This window comes from Acidobacteriota bacterium (assembly GCA_016195325.1).
Classification (GTDB): domain Bacteria; phylum Acidobacteriota; class Polarisedimenticolia; order JACPZX01; family JACPZX01; genus JACPZX01.
In genome coordinates this window covers 111,116-129,654 of the sequence record JACPZX010000016.1, presented here as the reverse complement: position 1 = coordinate 129,654, position 18,539 = coordinate 111,116, and the positions used below count along the sequence as shown (strand labels likewise).

Sequence of the window (18,539 nt, the reverse complement as noted above, 5' to 3'; positions counted from 1 at the left end):
TCACTGGAGGTAGGCGTTGATCCGGCGCAGATCGTCCACGGCCAGGGTCCCCGCGGCCTGCTTCAGCTTGAGACCCTGAAGGAGGTAGAGGTACCGGGCCTGCGCCAGATCCCGCTTCGCCTGGTAGAGCTCCTTCCTCGCGTCGAGGACGATGAGCCCCGTGTTGATCCCCGAGCGCCACCCCTGCTCCTTCACCGCCACGGCGGCCTCGTGAGCGAAGACCGACTTCGTGAGCGCCTGGATGCGCGTGAGGCCGCTCGCGACCCCCTGGAAGGCGGCGCGGGCCTCCCTCTCGGCGCGCCGCCGCTCCTTCTCGAGCTCCTGGTAGGCGGCGCTCTTGCGAAGCTCGGCCTGCTCGACCCTCGAGACGGCCCGGCCGCCGTCGTAGAGGGGGATCGAGAGCCTCAGCCCCGCCTGGGTGCTGGCGATCCTGTTGCCGGCTCCGTAGACCGATCCGCCGGCGTCGCTGAGGCTGTAGGAGGCGAAGAGGTCGAACCCGGGGAGGTAGAGGCCGCGCTGGCGCCGGATCTCCTGCTCGGCCGAGTCGATGTCGGCCTGCACCGCCTGGACGCGGGGGCTGCTGAACATGGCTGTCGAGACCCACGTGGCGACGTCGGCGTCCGCAGGCGGCACGAGGGGGAAGGCGTCGCTCAGGCGCTTGAGCTCGGCGGGCGCCTCGCCGGTGATCTCGGCGATCGCCTGCCGGGCCTCCTCGACGGCGTCCTGCGCGTCGATCTCGGCGGCCTCGGCGAGCGCGGCGCGCCCCTCGAGATCGTGGAGGTCGGCGACGGTGCCGAGCCCCGAGGACAGGCGCTCCCGGGCTTCGAGGAGCTGGCCGGCGATGGCCTGCCCCTCCGCGCGGGAGAAGTCCAGGCTCTCGCGCGCCGCCAGGAACTGGAAGTGCGTCTGCGAGACGCGGAAGAGGAGATCCTGCTCGGCGGCCGTGAAGAGCGCCTCGGATTTCCGGAGATCGGCCCGCGCCTGGGGCATCCGCGCGATGAGATCGCGGCGGTAGATGGGCTGGCTCAGCGAGAGGGAGTACGACGAATCGTAGAACTGGCGCGCGCCGAGGGGGAAGAGAGGGCTCGTGCTCCGCGTCGTGTCCTGGAAGTTCTTCGACCCCTCCGCGCTCGCGCTGACGGCCGGGCCGAGCGCCGCCTTCGATTCGTCGACCGCCGCGAACGAGGCCTGCCGCTCGATGCGGGCCCTCTGGAACTCGGGGTCGAACTCGATCGCCTTGATGTAGAGCTGCATCAGGTCGTCGGCGCGGCTCTCGGCGACGGCGGCGGCCGAGGCGAGGAGCAGGAGGGCCAGCGATTTCATCCAGGGATTCGGGCGGTGCATGAGCAGGTGTCCCTCTATTCGCCCCGGCCCGAGAAGGCCAGCGCGGTGTCCACGTGTTCGTCGATGCGGAGGAGATCGCGTCGGATCAGGTAGTGGTTCCTCTCGGCGGCGGCCTGGGCCCCGCGGAAGAGAGCGCGCGCCAGCCAGCTCCCCGGCGCGGCCGAGGGATCGATCCACGACGCGGGGATGACGCGGAAGGCGCGCAGCGCACGGATCCGGAGCATCTCGTCCTCGAACGAGACGAAGGCCTCGTGAGTCCCGGCGTCCGCCTGCCTCCCGCAGCGGCCGAAGAGCTGCCGGTCGATGCGCCCGGCGTCGTGCAGCTCCGTCGCGAGGACGTGCAGCCCGCCGAGCGCCTCGACGTCCGCCGTGAGCTTGATGTCGGTGCCGCGCCCCGCCATGTTCGTCGCGACGGTGATCTGGCCGAGGCGGCCGGCGCGCGAGACGATCTGGGCCTCCCGCTCGTCCTGGAGGGCGTTGAGGACGAGGCATTCCATCCCCGCCTCCGCGAGGAGCACGGCGAGGCGCTCGGAATCGGCCACGGTCCGCGTCCCGACGAGGACCGGGCGCCCGATCGCGTGCAGCTCGGCGATCCGGGCGACGACGGCGCGCCATTTCTGTTCGGCGGTCACGAAGATTCTCATCGGCAGCCCTTCGCGGCGGGACGGCTTGTTGGTCGGGATCGTCACGACGTGCAGATGGTACACGGTGGCGAGCTCGCGCCGCGCCTCGCGGGCGGTGCCGGTCATGCCCGCGAGGGCGAGGTAGCGGCGGAAGAATCGCTGGTAGCTGATCCGGCCGAGCGTCTCGTTCTGCATCGTGAGAGGGCAGTCCTCCTTCGCCTCGATGAGCTGGTGGAGCCCACCCTCCCACGATCGGCTGTGCATGATGCGCCCCGTGTACTCGTCGACGATCTCGACCTTCCCTCGCTTCACGACGTAGTGCCGGTCCTTGTGGAAGAGGAGGCGGGCGGTCAGCGCCTTCTTCACGATCTCCTCGCGCCTCAGCCGCGACGCCCAGAAGCCGCCGAGCGCGGCCCCGATCTCGCCGAGGTGCGCCTTCCCCGCCTCCGTGAGATCGATCGTCCGGTGCGGGAAGTCGACGGTGTAGTCGTCCCCCTCTTCGAGGCGCTCGCTCACCTCGAGCGCCTGGCGGTAGACCGTCGACTCGTACGCGTTCTCCCCCTGGCCCGCGATGATGAGCGGCGTCCGCGCCTCGTCGATGAGGACGCTGTCCGCCTCGTCGACGATCCCGAAGCAGAGGCCGCGGAGCCTCACGCTCCGGAGCTTCCCGCGCCCCCCCGAGAGCCGGTCGAGCCGCGCCTGGATCTCGCCGGGCTTGCGGCCGATCTCGAGGCGGTCCCTCAGGTAGTCGAAGACGATCTCCTTGTTGGTGCAATAGGTGATGTCGCTGCGATAGGCCTGGCGCCGGTCCTCGATCCCGGCCCCCTGCACGACGCACCCCACGCTCAGCCCGAAGGCGGCGTAGACGGGCTTCATCCACTCGGAGTCCCGCTTCGCCAGGTAGTCGTTGACCGTGATGATGTGGACCGGCACCCCCGCGAGCCCCATGGCGCAGGCGGGGAGGGTGGCGGTGAGAGTCTTCCCCTCGCCGGCGTTCATCTCGGCGACCATCCCCTGCAGGAGAACGTACCCCCCGAGGATCTGGACGTCGAAGTGGCGCATCTCGAGGCGGCGCGTGGCGACCTCGCGGACGAGCGCGAAAACGCGGGCGACGCTGTCGCGCGTGAATCCGTCCGCGCGGAGCTCGGAGCGCAGATCGCGGATCCGCCACTGCACCTCCTGGTCGCCGAGCGCGGCCACGGACGCGGCGTGGCGGTTCACCTCCAGGACGATCGCCCGGAAGCGGCGGAGCCGTGGCCTGCGGAATCGCCAGAGCCGCGCGAGGACGTCGTCGGCCCACCGGTCGACCGGCCCCTCCTCGGCGGTCCGGCGCTCCGGGTAAAACCCCGCCGGGATCCGGCCGCGGAGCACGAGGCTAGACATTCAGCCGCCTCAGGACGAGCTGCCGGACCATCCGCCAGATCTGGAACGCCGCGGGGACGTAGCCGTGATCGAAGCGGACGTAGGCGCGCCCCCCGACGAAGATGGCCTCGGGGGCGTCGGTGAGCTGCAGCTCGAACTGGAAGGTCTTCTCGAAGGTCTTGCGCCCCCCTTCGTCGGAAGGATCGATCGCGATCTCGCCGCCTCCCGCGCGCCCGAGGACCGTGCTCGGCAGGCGCTCGATCGCGCCGGGGATCTCGCGGCGGACGGTGGCCGCGAGCGTCCGATCGACCCGCTGCGCGAGCCGCACCTGGACCGCGATCGTCCGGTTCCGCACGAGATCGACCTGGCTCTGCGGGACGACGACGCGGATCGTCGGCCTCTCGACGTCCAGGACGTAGCCGACCAGGTCCCCCTGCTTCAGGTAGAGGTCGGGGAGGTCCTCGGCGTCGGGGAGGATGAGGCTCCCCGACGTCGGCGCCAGGAGCTTCAGCTCGTCCGCCCTCTCCTCGGCCCGCGCGAGGTTGGCGGCCGTGTCGCGCAGCTCCTCGGCGAGGACCTTCGCGTCGACGTTGTCCTGGGTCCGCGCGGCGTCGTAGCGGCTCTGCATCTCCTCGAGCTGCGCCCTGAGGACCCTGGCGTTGGCGACGAGGAACGGATCGCTCGTCTCGACGAGGAGATCGCCGCGCGCGACGCGGTCGCCGGGCCGGCCCGCGACGCGGGTCACGAAGCCGCTGGTGCGGGCCCGCAGGAGCGCTTCGTCGGGAACCGAGACGACCCCCTCGGCCCGCGTCCAGCAGGGGAAGGGCATCACGAAGAAGGCGAGCGCGACGAGGGCGAGGAGAACGCATGTGAGCGCCACGGCCCTCCCGCGCCCCTCCCTCAGGGCGGGGTCGGTGAGGAGGAACTTCGCCCCCTTCCAGATTGGCAGGAGGATCATCCCCGCGAGCGCCCACGCGGCGAGGACGAGGCCGATCGTGAAGAACTTCGTCGCGATGACGAAGATGATCGCCGAGTAGATGACCGCGCGGTACAGGAACGACGCCACCGTGTAGAAGACGAACCAGAAGCGCTCTCCCGGGGCCGCGTAGGGGAGCGGGACGTCCTTGATCCGGAGCCCGTGCTTCTGCACGAGGTAGATGACGTAGTTCCGGCCGCGCTGGGCGAGGTTCGGGACGTCGACGAGATCCGACAGGACGTAGTAGCCGTCGTAGCGCAGAAGAGGGTTCGCGTTGAAGAGGATCGTCGAGACGCTTCCGATCAGCGCCACGTTGTAGGCGACCGACCTCAGGATCCCCGGCTCGATAGTCGCCCAGGCGAGGAGGCCGATCGCCGCGAGGAAGACCTCGACGAAGATCCCCGAGGCGGCGACCAGCGCGCGCCGATGCCGCTCGCGGAACTGCGACGACGCGGAGGCGTCGACGTACGGCACCGGGACCAGCACGAGCAGGAGGATCCCCATCTCGTGGCACTCGCCCCCCCAGTGCTTGACGGTGTAGCCGTGGCCCAGCTCGTGGAGGATCTTCACCAGCGGGTACGCGACCCACAGGATCAGGAGGTTGTCGATCGAGAGGACCCGATCGATGACGTTGCGCGTCAGCTCCGGCCAGTGCGTCGCCGCGACCGCCACGGCGGACGCGACCACCGCGAGCCAGACGAGCCCGCCGAGGGCCGAGAGGGCGGGGCGCGCGAGGGGGAGCGTCGCCTTCAGGAATCTCTCGGGATCGACCAGCGGGATCCGGATGGCCAGCGGCGTGCGCAGGTTCATCCACCAGCGGTCGCGCCGGATCTTGCGCGCGCGGCGGAGCAGCTCCTCGGTGTCGGGGGCCACTTCCGAGATGAGGAGATCGGCCGAGTGGAGCTGGCTCAGGAGCTGGATGATCTCGGACTGGGTCGGCGCGTCGTCGCCGAAGCGCTCGACCGCGTTCTCCCAGATCCGCTGGATCGTCCGCTCCCCGTCCATCATCGCGATGACGTGGTGGGCCTGCGGCGTGAACCGGTAGTGGGCTCCCTTCGCGGCGTCGAGCAGGACGAACCAGACCTCGCCGCGGTACTCGTGCCGGTCGATGCGGGCGTGGGCCCGGAGGCGCGGCTTGAGCGTCGCCACCCGGTACCAGGAGGGGCTGAAGAGGGTCTCGGTCACGGCACGGCGCTTACGGCCACCACGACCAGATCTTGAGCCGGGCCCAGTCGATGAGATCGCGGGTCCAGATCCAGATCAGGCGGCGGCGATCGATGTCGACCTTGGCGTACCCCTCCATCCCGGGGCGAAGGCGCTCGGAGGCCCCGGCCAGCGCCGCCTCGACCCGGAAGTAGCTCCGCCCTTCCTCGCTGAGGGAGACGGGGGTGATCTTCGTCACCTTGAACGGAAGCTTCTCGTCCGGGAGCGAGGTCAGGATCAGCCGCCCCTCCTGGCCCGGCTGCACGTAGGAGACATCCCACTCCCCGACCTGCAGCATCAGGCGGTACGAGTCGAGCGGCGCGATCTCGAAGAGGATCTGGCCGGCGTCGACCGGCGCCCCGAGCGACTGGCTCAGGTCGCCGCTCACGACGAGGCCCCGGAACGGCGCGACAACCCTCGTGCGCGCGAGCTGCTCGTCGAGGAGCGCCATCTGGGCCTCGGCCTGGTTGACCTTCTTGCCCAGGACCTTCATCGCCGCGAGGTCCCCCTGCGCGAGCGACCGCCGGTGCTCGAGGACGTACTGCTCCCGCTCGGTCGACCACTTCGTGCGCTCGAGGAGGAGGTCGCGATCGTCGAGGCGGCACAGGAGCGCCCCCGCTTCGACGATGTCGCCGGCGCGGGCGGCGGCCTCCTGGATGTAACCCTTGAAGGGGGAGGAGGCGACGCGGCGGATCTGCCCCTGGAGCGTCGTCTTCGCCGTCACGCGGAACGGCCCCTTCGCGAACGTGAAGAAGACGACGAGGAGGGCGAGGCCCGCCGCCGAGAGCTTGAGCGCGAAGTGGCGCGGCCCGAGGAGATCCCGGACGTGGCTCCTCAGCGACTCCCACGCCGCGACGGGCAGCGCGCGCCCTCCGCGGCGCTTCTCCTCGAGGATGGGGCCGGCGATCGCCGCGACGCCGTCGCAGACGTCCATCGTGGATCGGTCGAAGGGCCTCGCCTGCGAGCGCTCGAGGAGGAGCGCGCCGAAGAAAGCCCCTTCCGAATCGACGTAGGGGATCGTGCAGATCGCCTCCGAGCCGTGTCCCCGCGCGAGCGCCTCGTGCTCGCGCAGGATGCGCCCGCCGCCGTCGGCCGGCTCCGGGTACACGAGGGGGGCCTGCTGGTCGAGGCTCTCGGCCATCGCGGCCTCGATGCCCCGGATGAGGTTCATCTGCTTCCGGAAATCGGAGCTGTGCGACAGGGCCTGGATCCGGACGCGCTTCCCCTTGAGGATGCCGAGGCTCGCCCGATCGCAGTCGAGCCGCGTCGCCAGCTCGGTGAGGAAGGCGGTGGCGGCGGACTTGTAGTCCCGCTCCTCGAGGATCACCGCCGCCATCTCGAGCGACGTGGTCAGCCGGTGCTTGAGGTGCGCCTCGGGCCACGCCGTCTGCCTCAGGATCCAGTTCTGGAGCCAGGCGATCCCCCACTGGAGCTGCTTCATGGCGGCGAGGAGCGGCCCCTGCGCGCGCGGGGCCATCTCGAGGGCGGCCACGCCGTGGAGCCTCTGGCCGATGAGGAGAGGGAGCGCGAGGAGCTGCCGGATCGCGTCGGGGGAGTCAACGGGCCCCAGGGAGTCGTTGCGCATCACGACACCCTTGCGCTCGCGCAGCGTGCGCTCGATCACCCCCTGGAGCCCGCGCCGATCGCGAAGGTCCTTCGGCCAGGAGGCGACGGGCGCGAAGCCCCCGGCCTCGCGCCCCTCGAGGACGACGAGCCCGCCGGTGACCCCCTCGATCATGCGGGCCTGCAGATCGAGCCAGTGCGAGCAGAACTCGTCGGCGGTTACGGCCTCCGCCATGCGCCGGATGGCGGCCTGATCGAGATCCGAGACGTTGTGAGTCGTCGAGGAGTCCGTCAATTCGTGGACACCGACACGATCGGCGTGAACGCCTTCCGGAGCGGGTTCCCCTTGGGAAGATCGCGATCGATGCCGAAGACGGCCACGTAGAGCCCCGAGCCGCCGTTCGCGCACGCGCGGAGCCACTTCTTCGCCGGGAAGGCGTACGACGTCGCGGTGAGGAGGGCGCTGCCGCTGCTGATTTTCTTCTTGCCGGCGAGCATCGGATCCCACGAGACGAAGACGCGGTACCGGTCATACCCGCCGGCGAGCCAGTGGATCGTCGGCGGCGCGGGGGTCGCGCAGTCGAGGACCTGCCCCGCCGTCGGCGCCACGACGACGAAGCCGCAGCCGCCCGCGACGTCGTCCACCGTGCCGTCGCAGTCATTGTCGATCCCGTCGCAGATCTCGACCCCGGGCGAGCCCGGGACGCACGTGTCCCCGGCCACCCCCAGCGAGCAGGTGGTCGTGCCGGCCGCGGCGCAGGCGCCCACGCCGCAGGTGGTCGGGGTGGCGACGACGTCCTCGTCGATCTGCCCGTTGCAATCGTCGTCGACGCCGTTGCACGTGGCGTCGCTCGCCGCCGGCGCCCCGGGCGTGCACGTGTTCCCCTGGGTCCCCAGGGCGCACGTCGTGACGCCCATCGACGCGCACGCGCCGACGCCGCACGAGGTCATCGCCGGGGCGAAGTCCTCGTCCACCTGGCCGTTGCAGTCGTTGTCGATGCCGTCGCAGCTCGCGTCGCTTCCCGCCGGCGCGCCGGGGGTGCACGAGTTCATCCCCGCCGCGCACGTCCCCGTCGAGGCGCACGCGCCCACCCCGCAGGTGGTGGCGAAGCCGTCCACCGTCCCGTCGCAGTTGTCGTCGAGGTCGTTGCAGATCTCGGCCGACGGGCCGGCGGTGCGCGCGCAATGGAACGCCCCGCCGGTGCAGGTCTGTGTCCCCGCCGCGCAGACGCCGAGCTGTCCCGTCGAGCAGGCGCTCCCGTTGCCGGCGACGTTGTCGTCGACCGCGCCGTCGCAGTCGTCGTCGACGCCGTTGCAGATCTCGGCCGAAGGCTGTCCGGGCGAGCACGAGTTGTTCCCCGCGGCGCACATCCCCGTCGACGCGCAGGCGCCGACGCCGCACGTGGTCGGGAAGGCGTCCACCGCGCCGTCGCAGTTGTCGTCGAGGTTGTTGCAGATCTCGGCCGACGGGGCGACGTTCCGCACGCACTGGAGCGATCCGCCCGCGCAGGTCTCGGTCCCCGCCGCGCAGACGCCGAGCTGGCCCGTGGCGCACGCCGTGCCGCCCCCCGGGTTCCCCTCGTCGATGGCGCCGTTGCAGTTGTTGTCGATGCCGTCGCAGATCTCGGCCGAGGGGGCCCCCGGAACGCACGTCGTCCCCGGGACGCCGTTCGTGCAGGTGGAAGTTCCCGTCGAGGCGCACGCCCCGACGCCGCACGTCGTCGGCCCCGCCACGAAGTCCTCGTCGATCTGGCCGTCGCAGTCGTTGTCGACGTTGTCGCAGACGTCGGTGGAGGGCTGGTTGTTCTGGATGCACTTCACCATCCCCCCCTGGCACTGGGTCGTCCCCGCGGCGCAGGCGCCCATGAGCCCCGTGCCGCACCCGGCCCCCCCGCCGGGGTTTCCGTTGTCCACGGCCCCGTTGCAGTCGTTGTCGAGGCCGTCGCAGGTCTCGGGGGTCGGGTCGGTATTCCGCACGCACTGGAGCGAGCCGAGGGTGCAGGCTGTCGTCCCCGCCGCGCAGACTCCCTGCTGGCCGGTGGAGCAGGCGGCCCCCGAGCCCGGGCTCCCTTCGTCGGTGCTTCCGTTGCAGTTGTTGTCGAGGCCGTCGCAGATCTCCGCCGTCGGGGCCTTCGGCGTGCACGTGTCGGCGCCGTGGGTGCAGGTTCCCGTCGTCGCGCACGCGCCGACGCCGCACGCGGTGGGGAAGCCGTCCACCGTGCCGTCGCAGTCGTCGTCGACGTTGTTGCAGGTCTCGGCGACCGGCGTCCCCGCCGCGCAGGTGTCGTTGCCGGCGGAGCAGAAGCCGGTCGAGGCGCAGGCGCCCCGGCCGCACGACGTCGCGAATTCGTCGGTCGTCCCGTCGCAGTCGTTGTCCTGGTTGTCGCAGATCTCGGGGCCGGTCGGGACGCACAGCCCCGCGGTCGGGCAGACCGCCGCCGACACCACCTCGTAGCCGACGTCGCCGCACCGGCCGAGGCGGCAGTCGGCGCGCGCGGTGGATCCGGTCTGCGGCTTCTTGCCGAAGAGGGTCCGGATGCGGAGGCAGCTCCCACCGGGGATCGTCACCTGCGCCGGGCTCGAGGTCTTCTCGACGCTCAGCGTCGGATTCGAGAAGGTCGTGTCGCTCGCGTCCGCCGCCTCGATCACGTACCGGACGAGCGGGAACTTCGCCGAGACGTCGCTCACGCCCACTCCCGCGGCGGCCGCGAGGGTCTGGGGGGAGAGCGTGACGTTCTTGCTCGGGCGGTGCGACTGGTCGCTGTAGATCTCCACCTCGTCCCAGTGGAAGTCGACGCGGAGATCGGAGTTCGGATCGGTGATCACCACGCGCTGCGCGTTGGTGACGATGGGCGCAGGCGTCGCCTGCCACGGCACGACGTTCGTCGCGCCGCCGGCCGCGGCGTTGGCGAGGCCGTTCGAGACGTCGGCGAAGCGGAAGGCCCCGGGCGTCGTGTCGCACGGCGCGGGGTTCGTCCCCGGGTCGGTCGTGTGGCAGGGGCCGTTCGCCCCCGAGCCGTCGTTGCCGCGACTCTCTGTCGCGACGGCGGCGAAGGCGAAGTAGTCCGCATTCGGGAGCGTCCTGAGGAGGACCGCCATCGGGTAGTCCTGCTGGGCCCTCAGGCTGTAGTAGCCAGGAGTGCTCAGGTAGCGGGAATAGTAGACGTCGTAGTAGGGATTGAGGAGCCCGTCGTCGGCGAGGGGTGGGTCCGTCGCGTCGCGGACGTCGTCGCAGCAGCCGTCGACCCCCGCGCTCCCCCAGTTGTTGACGCCGAGGCAGACCGCCCCGGTCGGCACGGCGCCGCCGGGGTTCCCCGTCGCCGCCTGCGCGTCGCGCACGTCGACGACCACGAGGCCGTGATCGTTCCCGTTGAAGGTCGTCGGTGCCGATGTGCCGGTGCCGTCCGAGCCGAGCCCGCTGTTCGCGCTCCCGTTCCCGAAGCCGATCTGCCAGAAGGCCGCCGAGACGCTGGTGACGAGGAAGGGGCGGTTGGGATCGCCGAACGCGAGCGAGAAGTTGGGGTCGGGGACGGGCGCGAAGAAGGCGACGTCCGCGCACTGGCGGATCGCAAAGCCGCCGGGCTCGACGCAGTTCGCCATGGCGCACGGGATCCCCGTGACCGCGACGAGAGCCAGGAGGACGGAAGTGTGCCGCCGCCGTGTGGTGTTCATGTCAACTGCCCCCGACCGGACGTCCGCACCGCGGGCCGCGGGGCCGGACGTCGAGCCCCACCATGTTGGAACACGCGCGGAGTCCCTGTCGAGCGGTGCCGCCCGGATTCTTCGAGGCGTCAGGCGTGGGTTCGGAGGGCCGCTCCTTCGGCTGGGGGCGCTTTCGATCTTCCGAAGAATTAACGCACGATCCACCCGGAAATTCGGTACAATCTCCCCACGCCCCGCCCGGACCTGACCTCCGGCGATCCTCCCCCCTCGGAGGATGTCCGCCTCCGATCAGGTTCCCTGTCGACCTGGAGGATTCGGACGATGCGCGACCCTGCCTTCGCCTCATGGCTCCGGCGCTTCCGGAGCGCGTCCCTCCCCCTCGTCGTCGCGCTCGTCGCGGCCGCCGCCGGCGCACCGTGGACTCCTGCCCAGACCCTGCCGGACCCCGCCGCGACCGAAGGCGCTATCCAGAAGCTCATTGAGGAGCGCTCGCGCGAGGGATCGCCTCTCGCGCACGCCACCGCCGCCACCTACGACTCGCTGAATCGGATCCTCGACCTGTCGCGAACCGGTGACTCCGCCTCGATGCTCCTCCTCGAGATGAAGAGCCTCCGCGTCGCCTACGACGAGCTTCAGCGGACGCTGGCCTCGTCCCCCGCGGTCCCTCGCGGCGCGTTCGACGCCGTCGAGAAGGTCCTCGATCTCGAGCCGTCGCTCGGGACGTCGGCGGGGCGGCCGGCGGTCGTCGCCCGGGCCGTCCGCCGCATCCAGAAGGCGGCGGAGAGCGCTCTCCGGACTCTCAGCCGCGAGCCCGCCCCCCCTCGCCGCGTGATCTACAACCCCGTCCCGGAGGTGCGCCTCGATCCCGTGCCTCTCGGCGCCCCCGCCCTGATGGTCGCGACCCCCGCGCTGATCGAGGACGCCGGCGTCGGCATCAGCTCCGGAACCACGATCACGCCGGACATCTCCGCGCTCGCGACGCAGCTCGGCCACGACCCCCTCAAGATCTACCAGTACGTCAGGAACAACTTCCGCTTCGAGACCTACTTCGGGTTCCTGAAGGGGGCGCAGGCGACCCTCGAGACGAAGGGGGGAAACGACTACGACCTCGCCGTCCTGACGGGGGCTCTCCTGCAGTCGTCGGGGTTCAACGTCCGGTACGGGAGAGGGACGGCGATCATCCCGGCGCAGTCGATGATCGACTGGCTGGGCCTCGAGGATGCGGGGGCCGCCAACTCGATCCTGAACACCGCGGGGATCAGCGCCGTCCCCGTCGTCAATGGCTCGGTCATCGACAACTACCGCGTGGACCGCCTCTGGGTGGAGGTCGAGACGGCGCCGCGTCCGGGAAGCCCGCTCGCCTGGGTCCGCCTCGACCCCGCCTTCAAGAAGCACAACCTCGATCCGGGGGTCCCGGGGATCCTCGCCGCCGTCCCCTTCGACGAGACGACGTACCTCTCGGTCACCCGCACGCAGCTCACGTACGAGTTCTACCGCGATCAGGTCTCGACCTGGCTCCAGACGCACATGCCGGGGACCAGCGCGGGAGATGTCCCGTTCGGGATGAGCGTGATCCCCGACGTCGGGAGCGGCCTCCCGAGATCGCTCCCGTACCAGCTCCTCACCTTCAACACCATCTACACCTCGATCCCGTCGACGCTCATGCACAAGTCGACGATCCGGGTCCGGTATCTCGGCGCGACGCAGCTCAGCCAGCAGATCATCCTCCCCGACACCTCCCTCCAGCGAATCACCGTCTCGTACCGGGTGAACCCGTCGGAGCAGGGGATCGTGAACGGCTTCGGCGGCCTCGCGAACACGCCGCCCGGCGCCGTGCACGTCATCCCCGATCTGAAGCTGGACGGCGCCACGCTCGCCTCGGGCGGGCTGATCCCGTACCTCGCGACCGTCTCGGTCGAGATCGATTTCACAAAGCCCGGGGACGTCTTCGACGGCACCTCGACCCACACGCTGCGCGCCGGGGAGTGGTCGGCGATCGGCATCGACGCGTACCAGATCTCGGACGCTCACCTCCAGCGCCAGGCCCAGATCGTCGTCAACGCCATCGCGCTGAAGAGCTCGGGGGGGACGCCCGATCCCGACGAGCTCATCGGGGCCTTCCTTTACCTCGCGATCATGGAGTACCACCACGACGTCCGCGCGGGGGACGAGGTGCTGACGGGGCTCGCGCACTACCGCCAGGTGGTGCAGGTGAGCGAGGGGGCCGCGCTCGCGAACCAGCAGATCTTCTCCGTCGTCGGCACCCCCTTCACGACGCTCCCCGGCGGGCTGACGGTGGACGTCCCGCGGCTCAACCGGACGAACTTCGCCCTCAACAACGACAACACCCTCACCGCGCAGCTCCGGAGAATTGCGGGGTTCAACGGCTCGGCCCAGGAGCACGCCCTCTGGGAGGGGTTCCTCAACGTCCCCGGCATCTCGACGATCAAGTCTCTGCAGATCGCGAAGTCGACGGCGATCCCGGTCTTCGTCATCGACGACACCGACTCCGATCCGAACAACAACTGCTCGGTCCTCTGCCCGCAGCTCACGCTGGATTCGACGACGAAGGCGAGCATCCAGGCCGACGTCGCCTCCGGCCGCCGCGTGACGGTGCCGAAGAACCCGACGCCTCTCAACAGCTGGACCGGCGTCGGTTACATCACCGAGCTCCCCGCGACCGGCTCGGCGGGGTACATCATCTCGGGAGGGCTCGCCTCCGCGTCGAGCGAGACGTCGTCGGGGGCCGTGCCCCCCGGGGTCGCCTCGGGCGGCTCCGTCACGATCATCCTCCAGGACGGGACGGTCCTCGTCGTACCGATAGGCCTTCTGGGGAACGGGCAGGGGGCCGGGCTCACCGGCGATCCGGTCAACATCGCCAACGGGAACTTCTTCCGCGACGAGACCGACTTCTCGATCCCCGCTCTCGGCGAGCCGCTCGCCTTCCGCCGCGCGTACAACTCCCAGAGCACCTTCGCCGGCCCCCTCGGGATCGGATGGACCCACCCGTACAGCGATTTCATGGCGCCGCAGCCCGGAGGGGCCGTCATCTGGATCAACGCCCAGGGGACGGCGTACACCTTCGCGGCGGGAGGGGTCGCAGGGACGTACGTGTCGCCGCCGGGGCTCGCAGAGACGCTGACATCGAGCGGCGGAACCTACAGGCTCGAGTCGCACGAGGGGCGCGTGATGCTCTTCGACGCGGCGGGAAAGCTCACCTCCCGCGCCGACCGGAACGGGAGCACGTTCACGTTCGGGTACGACGGCTCGGGGCGCCTGGCCACGGTGACGGACCCGGCGGCGCGGGCGCTCACGCTGACGTACGGCGCCGGCAACCGGATCTTGGCGGTCTCCGACTTCACCGGCCGGTCGTGGGCGTACGGCTACGACGGCGGCGGCCGCCTCGCCCTCGTGACGAGCCCGTCCAACGGCCAGACGCCGGCGCGCGTGACGGCGTACGCCTACGACGGCGCGGGGCGGTTGATCTCGACCACCGAGCCGAACGGCGGCGTGCGGCAGGTCCGCTACTACGCGAACGGCCGCGTCGCCCAGGTGATCGATCCCCTCGGCGGCGCGATGAGCCTCGTCTACAACCCCTTCAAGTCGTCCACGGCGGTCATCGACGAGCGCGGGCGGACGGAGATCCACGAGTTCAACGCGAGCGGCAACCCCACCGCGATCACGCACGCCGACGGGAGCGTGGATCGCTGGACGTGGGCGAGCAACCTCATGCAGTCGCACACCGACCCGCTCGGGGCGACGGAGACGTTCCAGTACAACGCGGACGGGAACCTGACGCGCGGGGTGGACCCGACGCTCCGGGAGACGACGTACGAGTACGCCCCCACCTACTCGAGCGTGACGAAGGTGACGCGGCCCGTCGGCCGCCAGATGGTCTTCGCCTACGATGCCCACGGCAACGTCCAGCAGGTCACCGACCCCGGGCTCAAGGTCCGGACGCAGATCAACAACGCTCAGGGGCTTCCCTCCTCCGTCACCGATCAGCGCCTCGTGACGACGTCGCTCACCTACAACCTCGACGGCCAGCTCGCAACGCGCTCGAGGCCCCTCTCGTGGAGCGAGACCTTCGCGTACAACCCGCGCGGGACGCTCCAGTCGGCGACCGACCCGAAGGGGGATCCGAGGTCGTTCACGTACGACCTCCTGGATCGCCTCCTCACGACGACCGACAGCGCGACCAGCGTCGAGCGCCGGCTCTACGACGCCGGCGGCCAGCTCGTGCAGCTCACCAACGTGCGGGGGGGCGTCACGACGTACGCCTACGATCTTCTCGGGCGCCTCACGCGCCAGACGAACCCCGACGGGTCGACGCGGCGCTTCGACTACGACGCGGTGGGGAACCTCGTCGCCGACACGGACGAGCTCGGCCGCACGACGCGCTACGTATACGACGCGCGCAACCGGTGCGTCCGCACGACCTTTGCGGACGGCGGCGTCGCCGCGCGGGACTACGACGCGGCGGGCCGCCTGATCGCGGTGACGGACCCGCTCGGGAACACGACCCGATCCGAGCACGACGCGGCGGGGCGCCTCACCCGCTCCGTCGACGCCCTCGGCCACGACATCCTCCGCGCGTACGACGCGGCGGGCAACCTCGACACGGTGACCGATCGGCGGGGGGGGGTGACCCGCTTCAAGTACGACTCGAATCTCAAGATCATCGAGACCGACGGCCCCGCGGGGCAGCTCGAGACCTTCGACTTCGACGCCGCCGGCCACGAGACCGAGCGGACGCGATACGACATCTCCGGCGTGGGGACCGTTCCGCCCGATCCGCGAACCCTCCCCGCCGCGATCAAGCGGCGGCTGATCCGGACGTACGACGCTCTCGGCAGGGTCGACACCGAGACCGATCCGGTCGGCGGCGTCACGCAGTTCACCTACGACGCCGCGGGGAACGCGCTCAGCGTCAAGGACCCCAGGCTCAACACGTCGTCGTACCACTACACGGCGGCGGGGAACCTGGTCGACCGCGTCACGCAGCCCGATCTCGGCCAGTCGCTGATCGCGTACGACGCCGCGGGGAACCGCACGCAGGTCACGACCCCGACGGGCGGCAAGTACAAGTGGACGTACGACAGCCGGAACCGCGTCTCGACGCAGACCGATCCCCTGGGCAGCGTCACGCAGTACAGGTACGACCTCGCGGGGAACGTGACGCAGGTCCTCAACCCCGACGGGGGCTGGGTCAAGCGGTCGTACGACCCCGTGAACCGCCTCCGCCGGACGGATCGATCCGACGGATCGTTCACCGAGCGCATCTACGACCGCGCCGGCAACCTCGTCCGCGCCTCCACGGACAAGACGACGCTCGATCTCACGTACGACGCCCTGAACCGGCTGACGTCGGAGACGCTCGGCCTCAAGGGAACGAGCTTCACGAAGACGGTCCAGTACCAGTACGACTTCGAGGGGAACCTCAAGAACGTCACCGACCCGACGGCGCGCGTCCTGACGTACGGCTACGACCTCGCGGGGCATCTCACGAGCGTCGCCTCCACGACCCTGGGCAGCGTGGCCACGATCACCCCCGACGGGTACGGCCAGCGCGGGACGGTGGCGTACGGGAACGGGAGGACGGGGACTTTCCTCTTCGACAAGAACGGGCGGCCGACGAGCATCGACTGGACCTCCCCGATCGCGCAGTTCGGCTACGTGCGGGACCCCGCCGGGAGCCCGACGAGCCTGACCGAGCGCCTCGGCGGCTCGCTCGAGACGCTGAACATCACGTACGACGCCCTCAACCGCCCGGTCGTCTCGACCGCGAGCGCGTCCCCGGGGACACGCTCGGAGTCGTTCGCCTACGACCTGAACGGAAACCCGACGAACCCCGGCGCGGGGGGGGCGACGACGTTCAACGCCGCCAACCAGGCCGTCGCCCATGCGGGGACCTCCTACGCCTACGACGCGCAGGGGAACCGGAAGTCGGCGATCCCGACCTCGGGGAACACCGTCGTGACGACGCACGATCCAGAGAACCGGATCGTCTCGATCGTCTCCGGGCCGAGCCGCACCGACATCACGTACGACGGGCTCGAGCGCCCCGTGCAGATCTTGCAGGACGGCGTCACCACGCGCCTCGTCTACGCGATCCAGAACCGCCTCGCGGCCTTCGACGGGTCGGGGAGCGCGATCGCGCGATACACGATGTCCCCCCGCGTCGACGACGTCTTCGCCGTCGAGTCGGGGGCGAACGCCTACTACGCCATGACCGACGCCGTCGGCAGCGTGCGCGCCGTCACGAACGGCGCGGGGGCGGTCGTCGGCACGCGCCTCCTGAGCCTCTTCGGCCGGCAGGTGGCGACGACCGGCACACCGGACGTCATTCCCCTGGGGTTCGGCGCCCGCCCCTTCTACCTGGGCGGCGCGCTCATCGATCAGCGGGCGCGCCTGTACGATCCAGCCCTGGCGACCTTCGTCTCGAACGATCCGCTGGGGGTGCTGTCGAAGTTCCCGAACCCGTACGCCTACGCCAACAATCGCCCGGACATGTTCGTCGATCCCCTGGGGCTCTCCCCCGAGGGCCCGTCGCTCTGGAACAGGGTCTTCGGCGGCCTCAAGGCCGTCGGCGGGCTCGCGGAGGACGCGCTCGGCATCCTCGGGCTCCTCGCCCCGGAGCCGACGATGCTGACGAAGGTCGGCGGCGTGCTTCTGATAGGCCACGGCACCGATCAGCTCCAGGCCGGGCTGAGGCAGCTCTGGACGGGGGAGGCGACGCGCACGCTCACGAGCCAGGGGCTGGGGGCCGGGGCCGAGCTTCTCGGCTTCAGCGAGAACCAGTCGTACTACATCGGCGAGTTCGGCGACGCGGGGATAGGGATCGTCCTCTCGCTGGGGACGACCGCAGGATTGCAAGCCGCGACGACCGCTCCGAGAATCGGCGCCACGGGAGTCGTCGGCGAGACGGCGCTCAAGGAGCTCGGCGGAGAGTCGCAGGTCTTCTTCCAGACGAGCCAGGGGGCCCGCTACGTCGACCAGCTCGTGAACGGCGTCGCCAACGAGTCGAAGGTCGGCTACACGTCCCTCACGCAGAGCGTCACCACGCAGATCGCGAAGGACGCCGAGCTGATTCAGTCGGGAAAGGTCGACGGCGCGGTCTGGCACTTCTTCACGAGCCCGGTGACGGGCCAGGTCGGCCCTTCGGGTCCGCTGCTCCAGGCCCTGCAGAACGCCGGCATCACCGTCGTGATCCACTAGGTGCCCTATGAGTCCGACGATGAGCTACTCGACGATCCAGCCGCCGTTCACCCTGAAGTTCCGGGAGATGTCCGCGAAGGAGCTGAAGGACTACAACGCATGGTTCCACGAGGTTTTGCCGGGCCGCCTCGTCGAGCTGCGGGACGAGGTGCGACGGACGCCGGCGCTCGCATCGTGGGAGGCCGACGGCACGGCGGCGTCGATCGACGCTCTCGGCCATTGGCTCGCCACGCAGGTGCAGACCCGGAGCCGGACTCAAGGGGAGAAGGACGCGATCACAGGGGCCGCGCCATGGCTCGACGTCCCCGAGACGGAGCTGACGAATCGCTCCTTTTCGCTCGCCTTCGACGCCGGCATGTGCTTCGGTGCGGCGATTCTCCGCGCGCGCCCGAACGCGCGCTGGGAGCAGGAGCTCGGCAAGAAGAGGGACGCCGAGTACGGGCAGCCGGTGATCGTCGGGCTCGGCGCGACGACGCTCAATCCGATCCGGATCGCGATCACTCTCGCGTACGGAATCGCGAGCGGGCGCCGGGGGGGCGGACGGCTGCGCGAGGTCTACGACTACTGGGTGAAGCAGGGGAGCTGAT

7 protein-coding genes are annotated in these 18,539 nt (G+C 70.4%); 2 read left to right on the top strand and 5 right to left on the bottom strand.

Annotated features, from left to right (window positions below; genetic code table 11):
• The 5 genes from HY049_03125 to HY049_03105 are packed head-to-tail and all read right to left on the bottom strand — an operon-like array spanning position 1 to position 10,743.
• The gene (locus tag HY049_03125) at positions 1-1,323 is read right to left on the bottom strand and encodes a TolC family outer membrane protein (GenBank protein ID MBI3447903.1); all 1,323 of its coding nucleotides are present in this window, start codon (positions 1,321-1,323) and stop codon (positions 1-3) included.
• Between the two features lie 35 nt (positions 1,324-1,358).
• Entirely contained in the window at positions 1,359-3,350 is a 1,992-nt protein-coding gene (locus HY049_03120; protein ID MBI3447902.1) for a preprotein translocase subunit SecA, read from the bottom strand.
• Positions 3,343-5,490, bottom strand: coding sequence for a PqqD family peptide modification chaperone (locus tag HY049_03115; GenBank protein MBI3447901.1), 2,148 nt, complete (start codon positions 5,488-5,490; stop codon positions 3,343-3,345). Before HY049_03115 ends, HY049_03120 begins: the two co-directional genes overlap by 8 nt.
• A gap of 10 nt (positions 5,491-5,500) precedes the next feature.
• Positions 5,501-7,366 (bottom strand): HlyD family efflux transporter periplasmic adaptor subunit, encoded by a 1,866-nt coding sequence (locus HY049_03110; protein MBI3447900.1) that lies wholly within the window; start codon positions 7,364-7,366, stop codon positions 5,501-5,503.
• Positions 7,363-10,743, bottom strand: coding sequence for a hypothetical protein (locus HY049_03105; GenBank protein MBI3447899.1), 3,381 nt, complete (start codon positions 10,741-10,743; stop codon positions 7,363-7,365). The genes HY049_03110 and HY049_03105 overlap by 4 nt, the downstream gene beginning before the upstream one ends.
• Positions 10,744-11,055: 312 nt before the next feature.
• Between HY049_03105 and HY049_03100 the strand changes: the two genes are divergently transcribed.
• Entirely contained in the window at positions 11,056-17,952 is a 6,897-nt protein-coding gene (locus HY049_03100; GenBank protein MBI3447898.1) for a hypothetical protein, read from the top strand.
• A gap of 19 nt (positions 17,953-17,971) precedes the next feature.
• Positions 17,972-18,538 (top strand): hypothetical protein, encoded by a 567-nt coding sequence (locus HY049_03095; protein ID MBI3447897.1) that lies wholly within the window; start codon positions 17,972-17,974, stop codon positions 18,536-18,538.
• The last annotated feature ends 1 nt before the right edge of the window (position 18,539 follow it).